Genomic DNA, 21,839 nt, shown 5'->3' with positions numbered 1-21,839 from the left:
TGCTCATGGCGGGTTCTGTGCTACAGGGAGAGGGATTTTCGGTCAGTTTCAGCCACCGTGAGGTGACGGCCTGGGGTGGTTTGGCGCTGTTCAAGCAGATGCTTGACAGCATGGGATTTCGGGAAGCAGCGGCGCGCTGGGGATTGCCCGAGCCGAAGTCGAACCGGGGCTATGCGCCGCTGCAACTGATCGAGCAGTTCATCGTCTCGATCTGGTGCGGCGCCTGCCGCTTCGCGCATGCCGAAACGGTGCGCATGGACAGCACGCTGGTGCGGCTGTTTGGCTGGGCACGTGCTGCTGGCCACAAGGCCATCATGCGCCTGTTTGGCCGCTTTGACATGCTCACCAACGAACGGGTGCAGGCCGAGGCCTACCGCTGGTTCTTTGGCAAGATCAGCGCCTTGAAGCAGGTGACGCTCGACGTGGATTCGACGGTCATCACCCGCAACGGCGAGCAGGAAGGGGCGGCGCGTGGCTACAATCCCAACCGGCACGGTCGGGCCAGCCATCACCCGCTGCTGGCCTTTGTTGCCGAAGCGCGCATGGTGGCCAACTTCTGGCTGCGGCCGGGCAATGCGCACAGCGCCAACAACATCCTGCCATTTCTCGAATCGACCCTGCACCATCTGGGCGACAAGGCCGTTGGCCTGCTGCGTGCCGATAGCGGCTTCTTCGACGAGGCCATCCTGTCGGCCCTGGAAGGCAAACGGATTCCCTACATCATCGCAGCCCGGCTGACCCAGCCGCTGCAACGGACGATCTATCAGGCCACCGGCTGGTGGGCGCTGGAAACTGGGCTGGAACTGACCGAACTGCGCTACCACGCGGCAGGCTGGCAGAGTGAACGGCGCTTGATCGTGGTGCGTCAATCGGTCAAGCGCAAAACGGCGCCGGGCAAGACGCTGTCGTTGTTCGCCGACGATCCGGACATTCAGGGCTGGCGCTATGGAGCCTTCGTGACCACGCTTGATCTGCCGATGGTGGAGGTCTGGCGCACCTATCGGGGACGAGCGGACTGTGAGAACCGGATCAAGGAACTGAAAGCCGACTTCGGACTTGATGCGTTCAACATGCGCGACTTCTGGGCCACGGAAGCCGCACTGGGCTTTGCCATGCTCGCCTACAACCTGATGAGCCTGTTTCGGCAGGCCGTCTTGCGCTCCCGGATTCAGCATACGCTGTCCACCCTGCACGGCCTGGTGCTCGCCATCGGTGGCGCGTGGCATCAAGATACCAGCCAGCATCGTTTGATGCTGTCCGTGCCACGTAAAAAACGCGCCTGGTTCGCCGGCCTCTGGGCCAATGCCTCCGCTCCCCCCTTCATCCCGGGGCTGCAAAATGGCTAATGGACAATTTGGGTTCATCTTTCCCGGCTTTCTATCATGCCGCCTGGAGCTTGCCAACGTGCCTCGGCATTCTTGGTCCATCCTTCGGTCTATCATCCCTTCCCGCCAAGATAGACGGATCCGGATTGCATCACAGGCTGGCCCCTCCCACCGAACCGATCCGTCTGCGAGACCCTGGCGGCACGCCACGGCGCCTTGGCGCCAAAGCAGCCCGTCCTCTCCGAGGGCCGCGCTTCTCTTGGCGTAACGTCACCCACGAAGCTTTCGTCATCGACGTTCGGAGGCCGGTGAGTTCCGGGCGCAACCTCCGGTCCCAAGGCTTTTGCCGGGAATGGCCCGTCGAGAGGCGGCTTTGACGCTCGGGGCGCTCGCGGCAGTCGGGCGGCTTTTTCTTTGGTTACGCTGTGGCGCGGCCTTGCTGCCGCAAACCCTTCTGGCGCGGGAACCCGATTCAAGTGTTCATCGCCGTGGCGACGCTTCGCCGATCTTCCTGCCTCCCGCCATCAACGCCGCTCAGAAAGTCGGGCAATGGGGGGGCTGTGATCCCAGCGCGGCGGCCACCATCACCGCGGCTTCGGCGATCTCGATGCTGGCGCCGAGGGTATCGCCGGTGCAGCCGCCGAGGCGCCGCTGCATCATGGCCCGCAGTATCCAGGCGACCGCCGCGACCACGAGTAGCGGCCAGGGCCCGAGCGCGGCCAGCGTCGCCGCCGCCGCGAACAGCACGGCGAAGAGGGCCGGCCGCCGCGGCAGATGCTCCGCCAAGGGGCTGCCCAACCCGCCTTTGCGCACATAGGGTGTGGTGATCAGGAGGGCCGGAACCAGGCCGCGCGCGGCCAGCGGGGCGATGAGCAGCGGCAGTCCGCCGGCAAGCTCGGCGATGGCGCCGAATTTCACCAGCAGCAGCAGGACGACGGCGGCGACGGCGATCGGCCCGGAGCGCGGGTCCTTCATGATTTCCAGGCTGCGCTCCGCATCGCCGTGGCCGCCCGCCCAGGCGTCGGCGCTGTCGGCAAGGCCATCGATATGCAGCCCGCCAGTGACGAGCACCCAGACCAGCAATACCAAGGCCGAAGCCAGCGCGGGCCCGGCATCCTCCAGCAGCAGCCGGACGGCCAGCAGCATCGTGCCGATCAAGAGCCCCACCGCGGGATAGAACACGACCGACCGGCCCACAGCGCGCGGGGAGAAATCCACAGCGCGAGGCACCGGCAGACGGGTCAGGAACTGCACCGCCAGCCAGAAAGCCGAGAGGTTCAAGGCTGGCCACCGTGGAACACCAGCCGCGGCGCATCCTCGCCGTCGCGGACGATGCGGCTCAGACAGGCATGGGGGACGTCGATCCCGAACAGGCGGCTCGCGGGGAATTCCAGCACCCGGCGCAGGATGGCGCGGATGGGGCCGGCGTGGGTCACCACCAGCCAGTGCCGCTCGCCGGGCAGGCCCAGCAAGTCCTCCCAGGCCGCGGCCACGCGGGACTCGAAATCGGGGTAATGCTCGCCGCCGGGCGCAGGATTGCAGTCCGGACGGCGCTGGAAGTCCAACAATGGCTCGCCGTGCCGCTCGTACAATTCCGACCAGGGCCGCCCTTCCCATTCGCCGAAGCCCAGTTCGCTGAAGCGCTCGTCGATCCGGAGCTCCAGGCCGAGCCGCCCGGCCAGCTCGCCGGCGAATTCGGCACACCGCAGGAGGGGTGATGTGGCGATGCCGGTCCAGGGCGGACGCTCCGGCAGCATCGCCCGCAGCTGCGACCAGCCCCGGGCATCGAGGGGAACGTCGCATCCCCGGCCCAGGCACAGGCCGCCATCGACCTCGCCGTGGCGCAGCAGATCGATGGTGACGCGGCTCATCCGCCCGACACCCCGGCCTCGGCGAAGGTGGCCATCTCGTTGTGCAGGGCACAGGCCGCCCGCAAGAGCGGCACGGCCACCGCCGCCCCGCTGCCTTCGCCCAGCCGCATGCCCAGATCGATCAGCGGCTCCCCGCCCAGCGCTTCCAGCACCAGCCGATGGCCCGGCTCGGCCGAACGGTGGGCATAGAGGAACCAGTCCGCGCAGGCCGGCTGCATGCGGACCGCCAACAGGGCGGCGACCGTCGCGATGAAACCGTCCACCAGCACCGGAATCGAGGCCGCGGCGGCGGTCAGATAGGCGCCGGTCAGCGCGGCGATCTCGAATCCCCCCAGGCGGCGGAGGATATCCGCCGGATCGCACAGGGCTTCCCCATGCAGCCGCAAGGCCGTTTCGATCACCTCGCATTTGTGGCGGATGCCGGCGCCGTCGAGCCCGGTGCCGGGACCGGCCAGCCGGTCCGGCCCGACGCCGAGCAGGGCGCAGGCCAACGCCGCGGCGGAGGTGGTATTGGCGATGCCCATTTCGCCGCCGATGAAAAGCTGCGCGCCGTAGCGCCTTGCGCGCATGACCGCTTCCGCGCCAGCCGCCAGCGCCCGGTCGCGCTGGGATGCCGACATGGCGGCGGCGCGGGTGAAGTTGGCGGTGCCGCTGCCGGCGCGGGCGTCGATGATGCCGGGGCTGGCGAGCGGCTCGGCCACGCCGGCGTCGACCACCTCCAGCACCGCGCCGATCTGCCGCGCCAATACGCTGATGGCGGCGCCTCCCGCCACGAACACACGGCCCATCTCCCGGGTGACCGACGGGGGATAGGCGGAAACGCCCTCCTCGGCGACGCCATGGTCGGCGGCGAACACGCTGATCCAGACCCGGTCCAGCGACGGACGCCAGCTCGCCTGCATGGCTGCAAGGCGCGCCGCCAGCTGCTCCAGTCGTCCCAGCGATCCCGGCGGTTTGGTGAGTTCGGCCTGGCGCTGCAAGGCTCGGCGGAAGGCTTCGGCGCAGGGCGGCGCGATAGCGGGGACGATCCAGCTCATGAGGCCCCCTTCAGCAGGAGGGGCAGGCCGGCGGCCATCCACACCACCCGGTCGCAGAGGGCGGCGAGTTCCTGATGCAGCCAGCCCGCCTCGTCGACGAAGCGGCGCGCCAGCGGATTGGCGGGCACGATGCCGTGGCCGACTTCGTTGCTTACGAGGCAGACCGGGCCCGCCAACCCCGGCAGCACCTGCAGCAGCGCCTGCCGTTCGCGCCGGAACACGTCCTCGCCCTCGGCCAGCAGATTGCCGAGCCAGAGCGTCAGGCAGTCCACCAGGACGAAGCGGCCGGGGCCGGCGTTGTCTTCCAGGCGGGCGGCCAGTGCCAGCGGCTCCTCCACGGTCAGCCAGGATTCGGGACGCCTCGCCCGGTGGCCGCCGATACGCGCCGCCATTTCGGCATCGCCCGCCACGGCGGTCGCGACATACACGACATCCAGCCCCGACAACACGGCGCGCTGCTCGGCGTGGCGGCTTTTCCCCGAGCGCGCGCCTCCCAGTATCAATTCCTTCATGCGTTCGTCTTTTTTCCGATCCGGCGGCCATGCCCGCCGCATGGCCCATTGTAAGCGCTCCGCCAGGCCGGGACCGCGGACGAAGTTCGGCGGAGGCACCACCCCCAGCGCGGGACTGATCCAGCGCAGCAGCACCTGAACCCCGACGATGCGGTTGTCCGCCGTCGCCATCTGGGGCTGGAAATGGCAGTCGAACGCTCCCTTTTCCCGCGCCGTATTCAGACATGACTCGCGCGTGACACGCTCGACCCCGGTCGAATTCATCGCCTCCGTGAACAGCGCGAGCCGGTTATGCCCTTCGCGCTTGGCGTGGTCCATGGCCGCGTCGGCCTTGCGCATCAGGCCTTCGGCCGTCGTATCGTGTTCGGGGAACAGGACGCCGCCGCCAGCGCGGGATCGCGCAGAAAGCGGTCGAGGATGGCGAGGCAGGGAGAATCGCGATGATAGGGCGGGAAGCGCCGGGCGAGCACCCGAACCCGGGCGTCGAGATCGGGATGGCCGTGGCCTGCTCCCGCCTCGATGGCGCTGGAATCCGACATGGCAGAGAGGCTCCCTGCTTCGATTCGCTTGGGAAGCCCCCCATAGCGGCCGACCGTTACCACCATGTGAAAGGCCGGGCCTTGCCGGGGGAGACGGCTAGGCGCGTTCGGTAGGGCCGGCGTTCAGTTCGATGAATTTCCGGTAAAGGGTGTCGTGATCTTCCCGGTAATCGGGATCGGGGTGAATGCATTCCACCGGACACACTTCGACGCACTGGGGCCGTTCGAAGTGCCCCACGCATTCGGTGCAGCGGGCGGGATCGATCATGTAGATGTCCTCCCCCTGCGAGATGGCCCCATTGGGGCACTCCGGCTCGCAAACGTCGCAGTTGATGCATTCGTCGGTGATGATCAGCGCCATCTCGCTTCCACAGTCGATGAGAGTTGGTCAGCCCTTACGATAGAGCGTACGGATTTTGGGTTTGCCGCATTCGGCGGCGTGCCGGTTGATGTGTTCGGCCACCTGGATCAGATGGGCGTTCAGGGCGATGATGTCTTCCAGCAGCATGCGCGCGGTCTTGTGATCGAACAGCGTCAGAACGTCATTGTTCCGCTCCATGCTGTGGCTGAGCATCCGGCACAACTCGCCGGAAAGGCGATGGCGCTTGGACGAGAGTTCGTTGAACGTCTCCAGGCTCGCGTAATAGCGGCCAAGCGCTTCATAATCCGGTTCCATCAACATACCCTCCACGCTTCGGCTGAGGTGATTTTATGGCCCGATGCCCGGCGGATGTCAACGTACACCGTACTTGCCGAGGCGGGGGAACGAGGCGCATAGTGGGGTTTTTGGGCGCCGCGCGTCGCCCATCTACGACATGATATGGTCACACAGGGATTGTAGCGTCTTTCCGGAGCAGCGGCCGGCGGCATCCCTGTTTTCAACATCTGGACCCGCACTTTAAGGAGACGGAACACCATGCGTACGATCGCAAGCAAAACCGGCCTCGGCAGGCTGAAGTACGTCGCATTGCTTATCGTTCTGGCAAGCGCTTGGGCAAACCCGGGCAACGCGGCGCCACATCCGCTGCCCTGCTCGGATGAAATCGCCAAATACTGCAAAAACCTCCGCATCGGCGGCGGACGCATACAGAATTGCCTGAAGGAGCACAAGGCGCAGCTCTCGCCGGCATGCCAGTCGGGCCTGGAAGCCTCTCTCGCCAGGCATCGGGAGATACAGGCCGCCTGCGGGGCCGATGTCGAGCGCCTGTGCAAGGACGTTCGGCCGGGCAAGGGGCGGGTGGCGAACTGCCTGAAAGAGCATCACCGCCAGGTTTCCTCCGCCTGCAAGGACGTGCTGGCTGCCGCGCGCAAGGCTGGCGGCCGGTCGAAACCCCACTGAATCCAAGGAGTCAGCGCATGAACGTGGAGAATTCGACCCAATCGCGCCGTGCCGGCACCGCGGGTTTTCTGCTTCGCCTGGGCATGGCGGTCGTGCTCGCGCTGGGTGCCGCTTCCAGCGTCCAGGCCTGGGAAGAATGGGAAGACGAAGCGGACAACCCCATCCAGGTGCAGTGCTACCGGGTGGAGCGCTGGGGCGACGGCTACAACCTCGAGCAGATCGGGAACGTCACCGTGCACAGCAATCAGCAGGCGGCCCTGATCTGCAACAACATGGAATATGCCTGTCGGGGTCGCTGCATCGCCTGCGCCCACGACTACGATTACTACGAAGACATCTGCATGGACCTGTCCGGACGGCAATTCGTCAAGCCGTGACCCGTTCCCTCGGCGCACAAAGGGCTGCCGTGCCCGCTGCCGGAGGATTGAACAGAGGCGGAACAGAGTACGTCCTCCCTACCGTGCGGCACGGTTTTTTCGCCCCCGGGGACGGGAGCTGAAGCCGTGCTGGCCGACTGCTTCGCCCGTCCGCGGTTGGTAGCGGCATTCGCCGCCGTCATATTTCTACTCCTCGCGGCATTCGGCGAGTACGTCGTCAGGATCGAGGCGGAACGGCTGCGGGTCATCTCGCAAAGCCAGGTCCTTGCCGAAGCTTCGGCGATACGGGCGCGGCCGAGACAGCGCCCTCTCGGCGTGGGGCGGGCGTGGGGCGGCATGTTCACTCGCCCGCCAGAAGATCCGCCTTGTCCGTCCGTTCCCAAGGCAGCGCCGTGAACGAAGCCCCGAAATGGCCATGGCCCGGCAGCATGCGGTAGAAGCTGCCCCGGTACTCGGCGGGCAGCCGCCGCAGATTGAAATCGCGGACGATGGCGCCGAGCCGGAAATCGAAACGCTTCTCCAGCCTCTGCTTGATGATGTCCTCGCCGATGCTGCCGGTCCCGAAAGTCGACACCTGCACACTGACCGGGCGCGCCTGGCCGATGGTGTAGCTGAGCTGGACCTCGCACTCCTCGGCCAGCCCCGCCGCGACCACGTTCTTCGCCGCATGGCGGGCCGCATAGGCGGCCACCCGGTCGATCCGCAGCGGCCCCTTGCCGCTCAGGGCCGACCCGGCATGGCGGGCATAGCCACCGTAGGTGTCGCTCGCGCTCTTGCGTCCGGTCATTCCTGAATGCGCCGCGGGTCCGCTGCGGTGCAGCATGCCGCGCGGGTTGACGAAGATTTCGGTCTTCTTGTCGGGCCGCACCGCTTCGCCTTCGAACGCCGGCGCGATCACCCATTTGTCGAGATCGCCACGCAGCGCCTCCAGACTCAGATTCGGTACGCCGTGGGTGCCGGCGATCAGGGTGATGCTGTGGATGCGCGCCGGCTTGCCCTGGTCGAATTCGACACCGACCTGGGTCGTGCAATCCGGGGAAAGATAGGGCACCTCGCCGCGCCGCCGCGCCCCGGTCAACTGCCGCGCCAGGCGGCGGGCCAGCACGATGGGCAGCGGCAGCAGCTCGGGCGTCTGGCTGCAGGCAAAGCCGAACTGGGTCACCTGGTTCTTGACGGTGAGCTTATCCAGTTCCTTGTCGGTCATTTCCGCTTCGTCGCGCTGAGCGCGGCTTTCCAGCGACTGCACGATGAAGCTGGTCACCACGGTGGACTCGGGCGCGGAGAATTCTTCCGGATGGTAGCCGATGTCCTCGATGGTGCGCCGCGCCAGCTCGGGGATGTCGACCACCGCGGTCGAAGCGAAGCGCGCCGCCAGGAAGATGACGCTCTTCGACAAGGCGCACTCGGTCACGACCCGGGCGTAAGGATCCTGCTGCAGGAACCGGTCGACCACCGCATCGGCGATGATGTCGCACACGCAATCGGGATGGCCTTCGGTCACCGCCTCGGAAGTGAACAGGAATGTCTTTTTCATGCGCGGTTCTCGCTTTCGGGTTCCTTGGAAGGGAGCAGTTTGATGGCTTCATTGGCCACGAACGGGAGCACCGAGCCGGCTGCGATCGCCGCCCAGTCCGCCGGGCTGATCGGCGTCAGCCGCAACAAGCCCCGCAACGGCGGGAACACCCCCGCGAATGCCTGCAGCGCCACGGTCGCGGCGACGCCGGACACCAGCACCGGGTTGCCCGGCCGCGCATCCAGCACCGTCGTCCGCTCGGAACGGCAACTGATCGCGTGGAACATCTGGCCTACGGTCAGCGTCATGAAAGCGTGGGTGGAGGCCGCAGGCCCCAGCCCGTAGCGCGCCAGGCTGTAGCCGTAGACGCCGAGGGTACCGGCCGAGATCACCAGGGACTGGCGGAGCAGCCGGAGCAGGTCTTCGCGCCGGAAGATCTTTTCCTTCGGATCGCGCGGCTTCTCCTTGAGCACGTCGCTTTCCGGCGGCTCCAGGGACAGGCCGACGGCCGGCAGGATGTCGGTGACGAGATTGATCCACAAGAGCTGCATCGGATTCAGCGCTTCACCTGCTCCGATCGCGGTCGCGATCACCATGATCTCGATCTCGGCGAGATTGCCGCTCAGCAGATACGCCAGGCTCTTGCGGATGTTGCGGTAGATCGTCCGGCCCTGCTGCACCGCGATGATCATGGTGTGCAGGTTATCATCCTCCAGCACCACATCGGCCACGGATCGCGCCACGTCGCTGCCGTTGCCGAGCGCGACGCCGACGTCGGCCGCCTTCAACGCCGGGCCGTCATTGATGCCGTCGCCGGTCATGGCGACCACCCGCCCGTTGGCCTGCAAAGCCTGGACGATGCGCAGCTTCTGCGCCGGAGCGACTCGCGCGAACACCGTGGTGTCGCGCACGATGCCCTTCAGCACGTCCGGATCGAGTTCGTCCAGGTTGGTCGAATCGACGATTTCCAGCGGCTTCTTGCCGTTGAGATTGAGCCGCGAGCCGAACGCGAAGGCGGTGGCGCTCTGATCACCGGTGATCATCACGGTATCGATGCCGGCATCGTGGAACTGGGCCATCAGCTCGGCCATACCCGGCCGCATGGTGTCCTCCATGCCCACCAAGCCCAGCCAGATGAGCTTGTCGGAAATCGCCGCGGTCGAGGTGTCCTTGGAGTAACCGTAGGCCATGCCCAATACCCGGAGCGCCTGGCCGGCCATGAATTCGTTCTGCTCCACGATGGCCGCCCGCAGGTCCTCGTCGAGGGCCACCAGTTCCGTTCCCTCCATGCACCGGTCGCACAGCGCCAATACATGAGGGGGGCTGCCCTTGATGGCGATGAGATGTTCCTCGCCGCCGGTGTCGTGGACGGTCAGCATGTACGGCCGCCCCTCGGCCCGATGTACGGTCTTGACCAGCGGCAGGCTTTGACGCAGCACCGCGACGTCCTCGCCGGCATGCATCGCCATTTCCACCAGCGCCATTTCGGTCGGCGAGCCGTCCAGACCCGGCCGGCCGCCATTGCCATTCAGCTGCACCTCACTGCACAAGGCCACGACCTGCATCAGGCGCCGTAAATCTTCCGCCTCGGCCGGCACGACCACCTGCCCGTTCGAGCGGAATTCGCCCGAGCCGGACACGGTGATGTCGCGCGTCAGCGTCTTGAGGCTGACGACCCGCATACGGTTCTCGGTCAGCGTGCCGGTCTTGTCCAGGCACAGGGTCTGCACCGACCCCAAGCTTTCCACCGATGGCAGCTGGCGGATCAGGACGTGGCTCTTCTTCATTTCCCGGATGCCCAGCGCCAGTGTGGACGTCGCGACCGTGGGCAGGCCTTCGGGAACGGCGGCGACCGCCAGCGAAATCGCGGTCTTCAGCATTTGCAGGGCGGGCGCTCCGCGCAACACCCCGAGTCCGAACACGAACACGCAGATGCCGCTGGACGCCAGTGCCAGCTGCTTGCCCATGTCGTCGAGCTGGCGCTGCAAGGGGGTTTCCGGCGTTTTCACCTCGCCGACCAGCGACTGGATCAGACCGATCTCGGTGTGGCGGCCGGTCGCCACCACGATCGCCCGGCCGCTGCCGCCGGTCACGATGGTGCCCATGTGCAGCATGTTCTTGCGGTCGCCCAGGGGCGTGTCCTTGGCGCCGACGAAGGCATGGCGTTTGCTGACCGGCAGGCTCTCGCCGGTCAGTGCCGATTCGTCGACGGTGAGCTGGTTGCTGCTCAGCAGGCGGGCGTCCGCCGCAACGTAGGAGCCGGGCGAGAGCACCAGGATGTCGCCCGGCACCACCTCTTCGAGGGCGACCGAAAGCTTGACGCCGTCGCGCATGACGACGGCCTGGGTCGGTCCGATCTTGCCGAGGGCGTCGATCGTCTTCTGCGCCTGGGACTCGGTGACATAGCCGATCACGGCATTGATCAACACCACGCCGACGATCACCACGGCGTCGGCCATGCCGCCGGTGGCGAGGGAGACGGCAGCCGAAAGCCCCAGCAGGGCCACGGGAGGACTGGCGAACTGTTCCAGGAACATCGCCACCGACGAGCGCTGCTTGATCTCGGTCAGTACATTGCGTCCGTACTGCGCCAGCCTGTCCATGGCGACGGTGGAACTCAGGCCGTCCCGGTTCGCCGAGAGGCGGGACAGCACATCTTCGGCATCCAGGGCATGCCAGCTCGGTTTGTTTCGGGCAACCTCCCCGCCGCTGACGACGGCCCATTGCGGCCGGGGATCGGCCGCCGGACGCTTGCGCCGGCCCCTTTTCTGCTCCGCTGCTCTTCGACTCGGTTTCGGCGCAGGCGCGTAAGCCGAGAACGGCGCTCCGTGAATGCGGGCGCACCGTTCCAACTCGACGAGCACCTCGGCCACCGGCCGCTGCGGGTCGAACACGACCAGGGCATTGCCGGTGACCGGATTGGCGCTGACGATGCGCAGCGCATCGGCTTCGGCCGGCAAGGCTTCGAGCGCCCGTTGCATTTCGTCGCAGCGGTAAAGTCCCAGCACCTTGACGCGCAGCCGGCCGGGGGCGGGCGCCCGCAGCACGCTGACCCGGCCCCCGCCGGAAAGCGGCGCAGCCACGATCGTATCGGCCGCATAGAGGTTCTTTTCCATTGTGTTCATTTCCACACCAAGGTCCTGGCGGTCATCGCTCATGCTGGCCGGGAAAAGCAGATTGTTCGACGAGCGGAAGGAGGGAGTCATCCGGAGGCATCCATCTGCCCGGAAGATTAAAGAGGGTTCATTACACTTTCGTGACTCGCCGGCGACCGCCACCGGCAAAGCGGAAGCGCCCATTGCCCGGCCATACTGTGCCAAAGCACAATGCCGTTCCACAAGGTTTCGCCGCCCGGAGCATGCCGTGAATTCCCACATCATCGTACGGACATTGGCGGCCTCCGCCCTGTCCGGTCTCTCCGTCATTCATGCCGCCCGTCCCTATGCGGCGCCCGGTCCCGCGGTTGCACCAGACCACGGGCAAACCATCGAAGTCAAGATCATCGCGGTCAACGACTTCCACGGCCATCTGCGGCCGCCCGGAAACCTGATGCTGAACGATGCCGCCGTGGCCGCCGGCGGTGTCGCTCATCTCGCGGGGTACCTCCGCAAACTCAGGGCCGCCCATCCGGACAACGTCCTGGTTTCCGCCGGCGACCTGATCGGCGCCAGCCCGCTCATTTCCGCCAACTTCCAGGACGAGCCCACGATCGAGGCGATGAATCTTCTCGGCCTGGACTTCAACGCCGTGGGAAACCACGAATTCGACGAAGGCCGCGACGAGCTTCTGCGCATGCAGAGCGGCGGGTGCCATCCCGTCCTGCAACGCGCGGGCCGGTCCTGCCGCGAAAGGGGACTCAGCCCCACCATCCGATCACGGGTGGGCAGGAAATTCAAGGGCGCGGACTTCCGCTTCCTGGCCGCCAACGTCTTCGACCGAAAGAGCGGCGGAACGCTGTTCCCGCCCTACGGCATCAAGCAGTTCCACGGCCGGGACATCGGCTTCATCGGCCTGACCCTGAAAACCACGCCGAACCTGGTCAAGCCGAGCGGCGTCAAGGACCTCGAATTTCGCGACGAAGCGGAAACCGTCAATGCCCTGGTTCCCGTCCTCCGCTCCAAGGGGATCGAAGCCGTCGTCGTGCTGATCCACGAAGGCGGACATCCCGGCGGCGGCCCGGACGGCTGCGGCGGCATCGCCGGACCGATCGTGGACATCGTGCGCCGGCTCGATCCGGAAGTCGACCTGGTCGTCAGCGGCCATACCCATGAGACCTATGCCTGCCGCCTGCCCAACGCCGCCGGCGAGCCGGTGCTCGTCACCAGCGCTCACGACTACGGCCGCCTGGTCAGCGACATCGACCTGGTGCTGGACGCGAAGTCCGGCGAGGTGGTTTCGACGGCGGCGCGCAATCTCGTGGTAAGCCGGGAAATCACGCCGGAGCCGCTGCTCGCCCGGCTGGTCGAAGATTACGGCCGGCTTTCCCGGCCGATCGAGGAACGGATCATCGGCCGCATCACCGCGAGCTTCACCCGGGCGCCCAACGCAGCCGGCGAATCCGCCCTGGGCGACCTGATCGCCGATGCTCAACTGGAAGCCACGCGCGGCCGCAAAGACGGCGGCGCCACCGTCGCCTTCATGAACAGCGGCGGCATCCGGGCCGATTTTTCCTACGCCCTGGAAACGAAAGGAAGGGTACGCTACCGTGAAGCATTCGACACTCAACCGTTCGGCGGAACGCTGGTCACGATGAGCCTGACGGGAGCGCAGATCGAACAGCTCCTGGAACAGCAGTTCCCCGGCTGTCCGAACGGCCAGCCGGGGAACCGGATTCTGCAGGTCTCCGCCGGCTTCGAATACACCTGGCGCGCCAGCGGGCAAGCCTGCGACAAGGTCGATCCGGCCTCCATCAGGCTCGGCGGCAAATCCCTCGACCCCGGCAAAACCTACCGGATCGCCACCAACAATTTCCTGGCCGACGGCGGCGACGGCTTCAGCCTGTTCACCCAGGGCACCGACCGCCTCGCCGGCATCCCGGAGTTGTCGGCGCTTGAGCGCTATTTCCGCCGGCACTCGCCGCTGACGCCGGGGACGCCCGGACGGATCAGGCGCCTGCCTTGACCCGCCGTTGGGGGAGTCAGTCTATGCCGTATTTCTGGATGCGGTAGTTGAGCTGGTCGCGGGTGAGGCCGAGCAGCTTGGCGGCGCGGGTCCGGTTACCGTTGGTCCGCTGCAGCGCCTGGCGGATGAAGTCGACTTCCATCCGCTCCAGCTCGAATCCTTCGTCCGGAAGCGTGAACAAGGGCATCGCCCGAGCCCCGGAGCGGAGGGTTTCTTCCGGCAGGTCTTTCTCTTCGATCACCCGGCCGGCCATCAATATGGCGAGGCGCTCGCAGAAGTTCCGCAGTTCCCGGATGTTTCCCGGCCAGGGATAAGCGCTCAGGCGCCGGATCGCCCCCCGATCGAACACCGCCGGCGGGATGCCGTGGGCTTGCGCGAAATGACGCATGAAGTGGTGCAGAAGCAGTTCCACGTCGCTGCCCCGGTCGCGCAGCGGCGGTATCTCGAGCGGAACGACGCTCAGCCGGTAATAGAGGTCGCGGCGAAAGTCGCCCGACTCGATCTTGTCGTGCAAATTCGCGTTGGTTGCGGCGATGATGCGGACATCCACCCGCTGCGGCGAACGCGCACCGATCGGCTGGATTTCCCCGGAATCCAGGAATCGCAGAAGCTTGGCCTGCACGGGTACCGGCAGCGAATTGATTTCGTCCAGGAACAGGGTGCCGCCGTCCGCGGTTTCCAGCCGTCCCGAAAAATCCGAGACCGCACCGGTGAAAGCCCCCCGCCGATGCCCGAACAGTTCGGATTCCGCGACCGAGGCCGGGAGCGCGGCGCAGTTGAGTGTGACGAACGGCTTTGCGGCCCGCAAGCTGCACTGCTGCAGGGCCTGGGCCAGGAGTTCCTTGCCGGTGCCGGTTTCGCCCACGATGAGGACGGTCACATCGGTCGCGGCCACCAGACGGGCGCTGCGGATGAGCGCCTCGAAACCGGGCGACTGGCCGATCAGCACTTCAAACATGGACGCTTTCCCTTATTCTTTTCCGGCCGACGATCAAGCCCGTCTCGACCGCGCTCGCCGCGCACTTCGAAGCATCAGGCGTGCCATGGAGGGGGCATTCGAACATCCGCCTTCGAAACCGGCAAGTCACAGTCTCTCCACCGCGCCCCCGGCAATCGCTCCCCTGCGGCGGAAGCCAACTGAGCGATTAGACACATGACATGCGTCATTTCACACACACACGGGCGTCCTCCACCGCCGAACGCCGGCATTCCGGCACCCGGCCGTTGGCCTGCATATTGCGTATCGGGATCGGACACTATTTCCCGATCACTCTCATCATGAGGTAACGATGACCTACCGTAAGCTCCTGACTTCGATGACGGTCGCCGCCGGCATCGCCGGCAACGCCGTGGCCGGCGACGTCTACCCAAGCTATGGCATCCAGTATGCCGCCAAGCTGATCTTCGACAAGAAGGACACCAAGAACGGCGCGGCTGCGGCCTCCCTTCACTCGGGTCAGACGTTCAACACCCCGAACGACGGCGGCAATGCGACGATGATTCCGCAAACCAAGTCGATGGCCTGGTGCGATCCCGCCGTCACCCCCGCCGGCTACGAGACCAACGGCTGTTACGGCTGGGGCGTGAACGCCAACTGGTATCTGATCGACCTGAGCAAACTCAAGAGCCAGGGCCTGACCGCCGTCTGGGTGACGATCAATGTTGAGCGCTATCAGGGGGCCAAACCGGAAGAGAACGACATCATCCCCGCTCTCACCGTCTACCGCGGCAACCAGACGCTGGGACCGCAAAAGCACTGGTTTCCGAGCGAACTCCAGGGCCAGCCGGAATTCTGGGGCTGGCTGCTGCAGCGGGACACCTTCGTCAAGGGGGATGTATTCAGCTACAACAGCGCCTATGCGACCCCCTCGCAGAATCTCGCTTCCGTCATGGGGAAGTTCAAGCTCAAGGGCGGTACTCAGGATTACCTGACGGTCGCGGTGGGTGGCGACGCCAAGGACCCCAACACCAAACACACCGTCAATTACCAGCTGACCGTCGACGTAAAACAGAAGCAGCCGGTGCAGTAAGACCGCTCGCGCCGCGAATTCGGCCGTTCGCCACCTTCATTTTTAGTCCGACCCGTTTAGGATTCACCATGAAAAGAATTTTCACCGCCCTTGCCCTGGGGCTCGTCTACGCCGCGAACCCGGCGGAAGCCGTCGACATCGTCCCCGCCGACGGCATCACCTATGCCGCGAAATTCGTCTTCCAGAAAAAGGACACCACGTCCGGTGCGCCGGCGCTCTCGGTCTATTCCGGGCAGACCATCGGCACCCCCGGCGATGGCGGCTCCCCCGCCAGCATTCCGACCACCAAATCCATGGCCTGGTGCGATCCGGCCACGAATCCGCCGGCCGGCACCGTTCCTGGCACATGCTACGGCTGGGCCCTGCACTCCAAGTGGTTCCTCATCGACCTCAGCGGCCTGAAGGCCCAAGGCTTGACCAAGCTCAACGTCACCATCAACGCCAAGCGCTACATCGGCGCGGAGACGGCAAAAAGCGACCTGATCCCGGCGCTTACCGTCTGGCGCGGCAATCAGACCCAGGGGCCGCACCTGCATTGGTATCCGAGCCAGTTCCAGACGACACCTGCTTTTTGGGGCTGGCTGCTGAGCCCGTGGACCGACCAATCGAACCCGGGCTACATGTCGGCCTCCGGGGTCGGTCCGCAAACCGTGGCCAGCGTCAGCGGCGTTTTCAAACTCAAGGGGAAAAAAGAAGACTGGCTGACCGTGGCCGTGGGCGGCGATGCCAAGCACGACGATCCCGCCCAGAAGCACGACGTCTATTTCCAGCTCGAGGTCGACGTCAAGCAGGCCAGTAGTGGCGGGGGCGGCGGTGGCGACGTCTTCGACCCCAATGGCTGCGTCGTCGGCAAAACCTGCTGGCATTCAGGGACGATGAACCATTGCATGTCGGTGGACCTGTGCAACCTGCCGCAGTATCAGGGGCAGTGCCAGTGCTACTGAGGCCATGAGTTTTCGGGATACACGGACGTATCCCGCCTTGAGAAGCGGCCCGCCGCCTCCTCCAGACAGGCAGGAATAAGCCTGAACCCCACCTCCCGGACCAACCGGCCCGATCCGGGCCTTCCCGGCCGCCAGCGGGGCATCGAGCCCGCCGGACGGTCTGTCCGTCGCCGATGGTACAACGCCATGCTTTTATCTTCTCGACACCTTGCCTCACTCGCGGTCGCCCTTGCGCTGGCAGCGGCCCTGAACACGGCCTTTTTCGATGAACTCGGGTCGGATTCCCCGATGCTCGGCAATGGGAACGTTGCCGCCCTCCGTTCCGTCCTGGACCGATGGAAAGCCCGGCACGAGCAGCGGGGCGAGGCGGAGATACTGAAGGTTTCTCTGGTCCATTCCCCCGCGCTCTCGGCGGCCACGACGCAGGGCCGCGGCGAGCTGCGCCTCAACTTGCTGACGGGTGCCCTGGAGGTGAAGGCGCGCGGCTTGCCGGCGGAGGGCCATTACGAGGTCTGGCTGGCGGACAACCGCGGCGGCGCCAGCCGGGCGGTGAAACCCGAGGAAGGCGATCGTCTGATCAGGCTCGGCATGCTGACGCGGACGGATGATGGATGGGCGACGCTGCGCACCACTCTCGAACGGGCCTCCCTTGCCGGCTTCGAGCTGGACCAGGCCATCATCGCCCGCCGCGGCGAACCCCTGGAGCAGGGCGGCCTGCTGTTCGGCGCCCCCAACCTCATGCAGCGCGCCTATTTTTCCGCCCAGCCCTGGAGCCTGACGGCTTCCGACGACGAGCCGCGGAAATCCGCCGGCCCTGCCCTGCCCTTCGCTTTCCTGCTGCCGAAGGCCGCGGTCGCGCAGACCCCGTCGGCGGACGCCGCCAGCCTGGAACAACTCATCGCCCGAGGCCGGCAAATCTTCGTCGAGGAAACCTTCGACGGCAACGGCCGCACCTGCGCCACCTGCCACCGGCCGGACAACAACCACACCATCGATCCGCGCTACATCGCGAAACTGCCTGCCTCCGACCCGCTGTTCGTCGCCGAATACAATCCGGATCTCAAGGAGCTGGAGAAACCCACCCTGCTGCGGCAGATGGGCCTGATCCTGGCCAACGTCGACGGTTTCGACAAACCGGGCGTGATGCGCAGCGTGCCCCATCTCCTCGCCTTGCCTACGTCCATCGATGTCGAGGTCTGCGCCGAACACGGCGGCAAGGGCGATTTCTGCGAGGACGAGGCGTTCGCGAACGCCCTGGGCTGGTCCGGCGACGGCTCGCCGGGCACCGGTTCGCTGCGGGAGTTCGCCCTGGGCGCCATCACCCAGCACATGCCCAAGACCCTCGGCCGCGTTCCGCAGGTCGATTTCCGGCTTCCCACGGACGAGGAACTGACGGCGCTGGAAGCCTACATGCTGTCCTTGGGACGCAGCGAGGACATCGACCTTTCCAAGCTCAGCTTCAACTCCCCCTTGGTGCAGCAAGGCAAGCTTCTGTTCGACGTCAAGGAGAACCCGGTGCGGAACGGCGAAGTGGTGCTGGGAGAAACGGCGAACTGCAACGGCTGCCACCAGAACGCCGGGGCCAACAGTTCCACCACCCAGGCCAATCCCACCCGGAACACCGGGGTGGAAAACATGCGTAACCCGCCCGCCTTCCTGCTCGATCCGAAACTGGCCGTGGACGGCGGTTTCGGCAAGGACGAGCAGGTCAGTTGCGGCTTCAGCCAGGACCAGACCTGTTACGGCAACGGCCGCTTCAACACCCCGCCGCTGATCGAGGCCGCCGACACCGCGCCGTTCTTCCACAACAACAGCGTGAACACGCTGGAAGAGGCGATCGCGTCATACAACGGCGATTCCTTCAACCTCTCGCCCGGCGCGAAGACCTCGTCCGGCAAGGACCGGCGGGTCAAGCTCGAATCGTCGCAGGTGACCGCCATCGCGCTGTTCCTGCGAACCTTGAACGCCATTGAAAACATCCGCAGTTCGAACAGTCTTTCCAGGAAATCCATGGACTTGCGCGGCAAGAACGCCAAGGAAACGCTGAAACTCGCCATGGCCGACACGGAGGATGCCATCGAAGTGCTCCAGGGCGGGATGCTGCTCCCCTACCCCGAAGCCCTGGCCCGGCTGGAACAGGCCCTGGCCCTGGAAAGGAAGGCGCTGCACACGGAAATCGGCCCGATACGGAACCTGCGCCTGCACAAGGCGATCGCGCTCAAGCTGCAGGCCAAGGCGTTGATGGTGACGGAGCAGCCTTGAGGATTGTCTTGATCAGCCACACCGTCCAGAGCCCGCCGCGAGAACGGCCTTGGGCAACGCAAGAGGTTTATGACGGAAACCTGGAGCGGCCGGTCGATCGGCCGCTTCTTCGCCGGTCCCGAGCCGCAGCGCCTGGGTGCTCCGCCCTCACGATCATGGGCCCTGGCTCAATCAATAATGAGGCGGCTTTTCGTTCGCCGCCGGGGCAGCCGTCTCGGCCAGCGTCGCTATTTGCTGCACGCGCTCGACCAGTCGCCGGATCTTGGTTTCGAGCTGGTCGATCTGTTTCTGCTGCTGAGTGACCACGTCGTTCAAGGCAAGAACCGTGTCTTCCAGGTAGGCGAGCTTGGTTTCGATGTCGACCAGCCGCGCCTCGCTTTCCGCCGCCATGGTTTACTTTTTTGCCTTCAGCAGATCGGCCAGGCCGGCGAAGGCATTGTGGGTCAGCGTCGAACCCTGCCGCGCCCCCGCCTCCACTTTGCCGGTCAGATCCGCGGTGAGGTAGCGTTGATGTTCGTTGTCGTGACAGTAAAGGCACAGCAACTCCCAATTGCTGCCATCGGCGGGATTGTTGTCGTGGTTGTGGTCACGATGGTGAACCGTGAGTTCACGCAGATTCTTGTGGTTGAATTCGCGGGCGCAACGTCCGCACACCCAGGGATACAGTTTGAGTGCCCGTTCACGGTAACCTTGCTCCCGGTCCTCTCGGCTGCGGCGAGCCTCGGAGACGACACGGTCGAGCCTGTTCAGATCGGGATGGGATTTCTTGGTTGGCATCTCTATTACCGTGGCATTGAATGAATGGGAGTTCCGGCACCTTATTTTACTCTCGAACGCCATCGATCGAGCGTCGGACCGGCTGGGGTTATCGGACTGCCGACCGTTTCTTCCCCATCCCTCTCGCCCCGATGCGCCAAAGCAGCCAAACCGCCGGGATGGTGGCGAGCCCCCAAGAGGCGGCCTGCGGCTGTCGAATCGAGGCGGCAACCGTCATGGCGATGACGGCCAGCAGGTAGAGCAGCGGCGCCCAGGGCCAGCCGATGACGGGGCAGGCTCCCCCTTCCTTGAGACGCAGGCGGATCAGCCCGCATACCGTCGCCGCCGTGCTCAAACCGAGGGTAAAGCCGGTGTAGGTCAGCAGTGCCTTGAAACCCGCGCTCCACAGCAGCGCCAAGGACAGCGCGCATTGCAGAAAGGTAGCCCTCCGCGGCGCGCCGCTTTCATGGACCGAAAACCAGCGGGGAAGAAAACCGTCCCTTGCCATGCATGCATAGACGCGGGGCCCGGCCATCATCATGGCCGAGACCGAGAGGGAAAGCGCCAACCCCACCAACAGGGTCAGAAAATCCGCCCAGACGATTCCGCCCAGGGCGAACGCCGCGACGCGCCCTATATCCGCCTTGCCCGCCAGGGTATCGACCTCGGCGGAAAACATGAAGGCGGTATTCAGCGCCAGATAAAGCGCAGTGACCAAGCCGGTGCCCAACAGCAGAGCCAGCGGCAAGGCACGCTCGGGATCGCGCACTTCGCCACCCAGGTAAACGGCGGCATTCCAGCCGGAATAGCTGAACGAAACCCAGATGAGCGATGAAAAGAAGGCGCCGAAGCCGACCCCCTCGCTCTGCCCGGCAGGGAACGTTTCGATGGCCAGTCGCGGCCAAGCCAGCAGAACGAAGCCCGCCATGAGCGCGAGCTTGAACACGACGGCGAAGTTCTGGACCCAGGCGCCAGCCGGCCCGTGCACGCCGTGCAGCAGGGCGAACGCGCCCAGCAGCAGCGTTCCGGTCAGTTGGGGCGTATGCCAGGGCGTCCAAGGCGCCAGATACTCGCCGAAACCGTAGGCGGCGGCGGCCATGGGCGCGGAAAAACCGACGAGGAGGGAAATCCATCCGGCGACATTGCCGGCGGCGGGATGCAGGGTGCGTGACAGGAAAAGATATTCTCCCCCCGACTCCGGAAAACGCCGCGCCAGCGCGCCGTAACTCAGGGCGCCGCAGGCGGCGATCGCTCCGCCGCACAGCCAGGCCAGCAAGACCAGCCAGGGCGATTTCAGCGCCTCCAGCAGGAATCCGCCGGTGGTGAAAACACCGGAACCGACCATGCTGGCCACGACCAGCAAGGTCGCGGACGGCAGCCCGAATCGCCGGGCCTCCTGCATCACGGGCCGCTCAATGACATGTCACGGCCCTGCCCCCTCCAAGGCTTCGCCGGTCATGGGGACGAACCGGACGGGAAGGACCGCCCGCCGTTCCAGTTTTCCGCCCTGCTTTTTCAGCAGGTACAGGTCTTGCCGATACGACGGCCCCAGCGGCGCGATCATCCGGCCGCCGTCCTTGAGCTGGTCGATGAGAGGCTGCGGCACCTCTCTCGCGGCGCTGGTGACGATGATTGCATCGAAAGGCGCGGCTTCCGGCCAGCCTCGATAGCCGTCCCCGATCCGGACGTGAACATTGCCGTAGCCCAGACGCTGCAGGTCGGCCCTGGCCCTTTGCCCCAGCGGTTCGACGATCTCGATGGTGTAGACCTCCGCCACCAGCTTCGACAGCACGGCCGCTTGATAACCCGAGCCGGTGCCGATTTCCAATACCTTGTCGGTGGGCTTGGGATCGAGTTGCTCGGTCATGAAAGCGACGATGTAGGGCTGAGAAATCGTCTGCCCCAAGCCGATAGGCAGCGCGTTGTCGTTATAGGCGTATTCCCGCAGCTGCCGCGGCACGAATTCATGCCGCGGCACCTCGGCCATCGCCTGGAGCACGCGGGAATCGTTAATGTCGCGCCCGGCGCCCTTGAGCTGCTGTTCGACCATGCGCCTGCGGGCGGCAGCGTAGTCGTCCGGCTGGGCAAGAGCACACCTTACCGGATCCAATCCGGCCCCCAGGCCGAAAAGCAGAGCCGCGGCGACGAACGCCTTGGTCCAAGGTGTCGACGGAACCCTTGGAATCGTCATGGGACGCTCCCTCCTCGAGGTC

At 65.7% G+C, this 21,839-nt stretch carries 21 protein-coding genes; 7 read left to right on the top strand and 14 right to left on the bottom strand.

What is annotated here, in order from left to right; translation table 11 throughout:
• Window positions 1–5 precede the first annotated feature (5 nt).
• Window positions 6–1,346, top strand: a complete 1,341-nt coding sequence (locus tag GNH96_RS03805) for an IS1380 family transposase (protein WP_169602424.1) — start codon at window positions 6–8, stop codon at window positions 1,344–1,346.
• Between the two features lie 513 nt (window positions 1,347–1,859).
• Here the strand turns inward: GNH96_RS03805 and GNH96_RS03800 are convergent.
• From GNH96_RS03800 to GNH96_RS03765, 7 genes are all read right to left on the bottom strand, one after another.
• Window positions 1,860–2,606, bottom strand: a complete 747-nt coding sequence (locus tag GNH96_RS03800) for an adenosylcobinamide-GDP ribazoletransferase (RefSeq protein WP_169602422.1) — start codon at window positions 2,604–2,606, stop codon at window positions 1,860–1,862.
• On the bottom strand, window positions 2,603–3,196 hold the full coding sequence (cobC, locus tag GNH96_RS03795; RefSeq protein ID WP_169602419.1) for an alpha-ribazole phosphatase family protein: 594 nt from the start codon (window positions 3,194–3,196) through the stop codon (window positions 2,603–2,605). The genes GNH96_RS03800 and cobC overlap by 4 nt, the downstream gene beginning before the upstream one ends.
• On the bottom strand, window positions 3,193–4,233 hold the full coding sequence (gene cobT / locus GNH96_RS03790; protein WP_169602417.1) for a nicotinate-nucleotide--dimethylbenzimidazole phosphoribosyltransferase: 1,041 nt from the start codon (window positions 4,231–4,233) through the stop codon (window positions 3,193–3,195). The genes cobC and cobT overlap by 4 nt, the downstream gene beginning before the upstream one ends.
• A complete protein-coding gene (gene cobU, locus GNH96_RS15965; protein ID WP_228720001.1) occupies window positions 4,230–5,084 on the bottom strand; it encodes a bifunctional adenosylcobinamide kinase/adenosylcobinamide-phosphate guanylyltransferase in 855 nt (284 codons plus the stop codon). Before cobU ends, cobT begins: the two co-directional genes overlap by 4 nt.
• Entirely contained in the window at window positions 5,084–5,284 is a 201-nt protein-coding gene (locus GNH96_RS03775) for a hypothetical protein (protein WP_169602415.1), read from the bottom strand. The genes cobU and GNH96_RS03775 overlap by 1 nt, the downstream gene beginning before the upstream one ends.
• A gap of 97 nt (window positions 5,285–5,381) precedes the next feature.
• Window positions 5,382–5,645: a YfhL family 4Fe-4S dicluster ferredoxin gene (locus GNH96_RS03770; protein ID WP_169602413.1), complete on the bottom strand. Its 264-nt coding sequence runs from the start codon at window positions 5,643–5,645 to the stop codon at window positions 5,382–5,384.
• A gap of 27 nt (window positions 5,646–5,672) precedes the next feature.
• On the bottom strand, window positions 5,673–5,960 hold the full coding sequence (locus GNH96_RS03765; RefSeq protein ID WP_169602411.1) for a hypothetical protein: 288 nt from the start codon (window positions 5,958–5,960) through the stop codon (window positions 5,673–5,675).
• Between the two features lie 240 nt (window positions 5,961–6,200).
• Between GNH96_RS03765 and GNH96_RS03760 the strand changes: the two genes are divergently transcribed.
• Both GNH96_RS03760 and GNH96_RS03755 read left to right on the top strand, forming a co-directional pair.
• Entirely contained in the window at window positions 6,201–6,623 is a 423-nt protein-coding gene (locus tag GNH96_RS03760; RefSeq protein ID WP_169602409.1) for a cysteine rich repeat-containing protein, read from the top strand.
• Between the two features lie 17 nt (window positions 6,624–6,640).
• Window positions 6,641–7,000: a hypothetical protein gene (locus GNH96_RS03755; protein WP_169602407.1), complete on the top strand. Its 360-nt coding sequence runs from the start codon at window positions 6,641–6,643 to the stop codon at window positions 6,998–7,000.
• Window positions 7,001–7,340: 340 nt separating this feature from the next.
• On the opposite strand, the gene metK is transcribed toward GNH96_RS03755, so the two are convergent.
• Both metK and GNH96_RS03740 read right to left on the bottom strand, forming a co-directional pair.
• Window positions 7,341–8,534: a methionine adenosyltransferase gene (gene metK, locus GNH96_RS03745; protein ID WP_169602405.1), complete on the bottom strand. Its 1,194-nt coding sequence runs from the start codon at window positions 8,532–8,534 to the stop codon at window positions 7,341–7,343.
• Window positions 8,531–11,638: a cation-translocating P-type ATPase gene (locus tag GNH96_RS03740; protein WP_228720080.1), complete on the bottom strand. Its 3,108-nt coding sequence runs from the start codon at window positions 11,636–11,638 to the stop codon at window positions 8,531–8,533. Before GNH96_RS03740 ends, metK begins: the two co-directional genes overlap by 4 nt.
• A 238-nt stretch (window positions 11,639–11,876) precedes the next feature.
• Here GNH96_RS03740 and GNH96_RS03735 point away from each other — a divergent pair, with 238 nt between their 5' ends.
• Window positions 11,877–13,634 (top strand): bifunctional metallophosphatase/5'-nucleotidase, encoded by a 1,758-nt coding sequence (locus tag GNH96_RS03735; RefSeq protein ID WP_169602404.1) that lies wholly within the window; start codon window positions 11,877–11,879, stop codon window positions 13,632–13,634.
• Window positions 13,635–13,650: 16 nt separating this feature from the next.
• Here the strand turns inward: GNH96_RS03735 and GNH96_RS03730 are convergent, their stop codons facing one another.
• Window positions 13,651–14,592, bottom strand: a complete 942-nt coding sequence (locus GNH96_RS03730; RefSeq protein WP_169602403.1) for a sigma-54 interaction domain-containing protein — start codon at window positions 14,590–14,592, stop codon at window positions 13,651–13,653.
• A gap of 331 nt (window positions 14,593–14,923) precedes the next feature.
• Between GNH96_RS03730 and GNH96_RS03725 the strand changes: the two genes are divergently transcribed.
• The 3 genes from GNH96_RS03725 (at window position 14,924) to GNH96_RS03715 (ending at window position 18,870) form a co-directional block, all read left to right on the top strand.
• Window positions 14,924–15,664 (top strand): hypothetical protein, encoded by a 741-nt coding sequence (locus tag GNH96_RS03725; RefSeq protein WP_169602402.1) that lies wholly within the window; start codon window positions 14,924–14,926, stop codon window positions 15,662–15,664.
• A gap of 68 nt (window positions 15,665–15,732) precedes the next feature.
• Window positions 15,733–16,608 carry a hypothetical protein gene (locus GNH96_RS03720; protein WP_169602401.1) on the top strand — a complete coding sequence of 292 codons (876 nt, stop codon included), beginning with the start codon at window positions 15,733–15,735 and terminating at the stop codon, window positions 16,606–16,608.
• A 288-nt stretch (window positions 16,609–16,896) separates the two neighbouring features.
• Window positions 16,897–18,870 (top strand): hypothetical protein, encoded by a 1,974-nt coding sequence (locus GNH96_RS03715; protein ID WP_228720000.1) that lies wholly within the window; start codon window positions 16,897–16,899, stop codon window positions 18,868–18,870.
• A gap of 171 nt (window positions 18,871–19,041) precedes the next feature.
• On the opposite strand, the gene GNH96_RS03710 is transcribed toward GNH96_RS03715, so the two are convergent.
• From GNH96_RS03710 to GNH96_RS03695, 4 genes are all read right to left on the bottom strand, one after another.
• Window positions 19,042–19,260: a SlyX family protein gene (locus tag GNH96_RS03710; RefSeq protein ID WP_169602399.1), complete on the bottom strand. Its 219-nt coding sequence runs from the start codon at window positions 19,258–19,260 to the stop codon at window positions 19,042–19,044.
• Between the two features lie 3 nt (window positions 19,261–19,263).
• Window positions 19,264–19,647, bottom strand: a complete 384-nt coding sequence (locus tag GNH96_RS03705; RefSeq protein ID WP_169602397.1) for a YajD family HNH nuclease — start codon at window positions 19,645–19,647, stop codon at window positions 19,264–19,266.
• 88 nt (window positions 19,648–19,735) lie between these two features.
• Complete coding sequence (locus tag GNH96_RS03700) at window positions 19,736–21,028, bottom strand: APC family permease (RefSeq protein ID WP_169604578.1); 1,293 nt, start codon at window positions 21,026–21,028, stop codon at window positions 19,736–19,738.
• 21 nt (window positions 21,029–21,049) lie between these two features.
• Complete coding sequence (locus GNH96_RS03695; protein ID WP_169602394.1) at window positions 21,050–21,817, bottom strand: protein-L-isoaspartate(D-aspartate) O-methyltransferase; 768 nt, start codon at window positions 21,815–21,817, stop codon at window positions 21,050–21,052.
• Between the last annotated feature and the right edge of the window lie 22 nt (window positions 21,818–21,839).

Source organism: Methylococcus geothermalis, assembly GCF_012769535.1.
In the GTDB taxonomy this organism is placed as follows: Bacteria; Pseudomonadota; Gammaproteobacteria; order Methylococcales; family Methylococcaceae; genus Methylococcus; species Methylococcus geothermalis.
This window is presented reverse-complemented; position numbering and strand designations above follow the sequence as displayed.

Excerpts from the sequence above, each read along its gene's own strand:
- GNH96_RS03805 (WP_169602424.1), top strand. The coding sequence starts at position 6 with ATGGCGGGTTCTGTGCTACAGGGAGAGGGATTTTCGGTCAGTTTCAGC.
- cobC (WP_169602419.1), bottom strand. The coding sequence starts at position 3,196 with ATGAGCCGCGTCACCATCGATCTGCTGCGCCACGGCGAGGTCGATGGC.
- cobT (WP_169602417.1), bottom strand. The coding sequence starts at position 4,233 with ATGAGCTGGATCGTCCCCGCTATCGCGCCGCCCTGCGCCGAAGCCTTC.
- cobU (WP_228720001.1), bottom strand. The coding sequence starts at position 5,084 with ATGCGCAAGGCCGACGCGGCCATGGACCACGCCAAGCGCGAAGGGCAT.
- GNH96_RS03775 (WP_169602415.1), bottom strand. The coding sequence starts at position 5,284 with ATGTCGGATTCCAGCGCCATCGAGGCGGGAGCAGGCCACGGCCATCCC.
- GNH96_RS03770 (WP_169602413.1), bottom strand. The coding sequence starts at position 5,645 with ATGGCGCTGATCATCACCGACGAATGCATCAACTGCGACGTTTGCGAG.
- GNH96_RS03765 (WP_169602411.1), bottom strand. The coding sequence starts at position 5,960 with ATGGAACCGGATTATGAAGCGCTTGGCCGCTATTACGCGAGCCTGGAG.
- GNH96_RS03760 (WP_169602409.1), top strand. The coding sequence starts at position 6,201 with ATGCGTACGATCGCAAGCAAAACCGGCCTCGGCAGGCTGAAGTACGTC.
- GNH96_RS03755 (WP_169602407.1), top strand. The coding sequence starts at position 6,641 with ATGAACGTGGAGAATTCGACCCAATCGCGCCGTGCCGGCACCGCGGGT.
- metK (WP_169602405.1), bottom strand. The coding sequence starts at position 8,534 with ATGAAAAAGACATTCCTGTTCACTTCCGAGGCGGTGACCGAAGGCCAT.
- GNH96_RS03740 (WP_228720080.1), bottom strand. The coding sequence starts at position 11,638 with ATGAACACAATGGAAAAGAACCTCTATGCGGCCGATACGATCGTGGCT.
- GNH96_RS03730 (WP_169602403.1), bottom strand. The coding sequence starts at position 14,592 with ATGTTTGAAGTGCTGATCGGCCAGTCGCCCGGTTTCGAGGCGCTCATC.
- GNH96_RS03725 (WP_169602402.1), top strand. The coding sequence starts at position 14,924 with ATGACCTACCGTAAGCTCCTGACTTCGATGACGGTCGCCGCCGGCATC.
- GNH96_RS03720 (WP_169602401.1), top strand. The coding sequence starts at position 15,733 with ATGAAAAGAATTTTCACCGCCCTTGCCCTGGGGCTCGTCTACGCCGCG.
- GNH96_RS03715 (WP_228720000.1), top strand. The coding sequence starts at position 16,897 with ATGCTCGGCAATGGGAACGTTGCCGCCCTCCGTTCCGTCCTGGACCGA.
- GNH96_RS03710 (WP_169602399.1), bottom strand. The coding sequence starts at position 19,260 with ATGGCGGCGGAAAGCGAGGCGCGGCTGGTCGACATCGAAACCAAGCTC.
- GNH96_RS03705 (WP_169602397.1), bottom strand. The coding sequence starts at position 19,647 with ATGCCAACCAAGAAATCCCATCCCGATCTGAACAGGCTCGACCGTGTC.
- GNH96_RS03700 (WP_169604578.1), bottom strand. The coding sequence starts at position 21,028 with ATGCAGGAGGCCCGGCGATTCGGGCTGCCGTCCGCGACCTTGCTGGTC.
- GNH96_RS03695 (WP_169602394.1), bottom strand. The coding sequence starts at position 21,817 with ATGACGATTCCAAGGGTTCCGTCGACACCTTGGACCAAGGCGTTCGTC.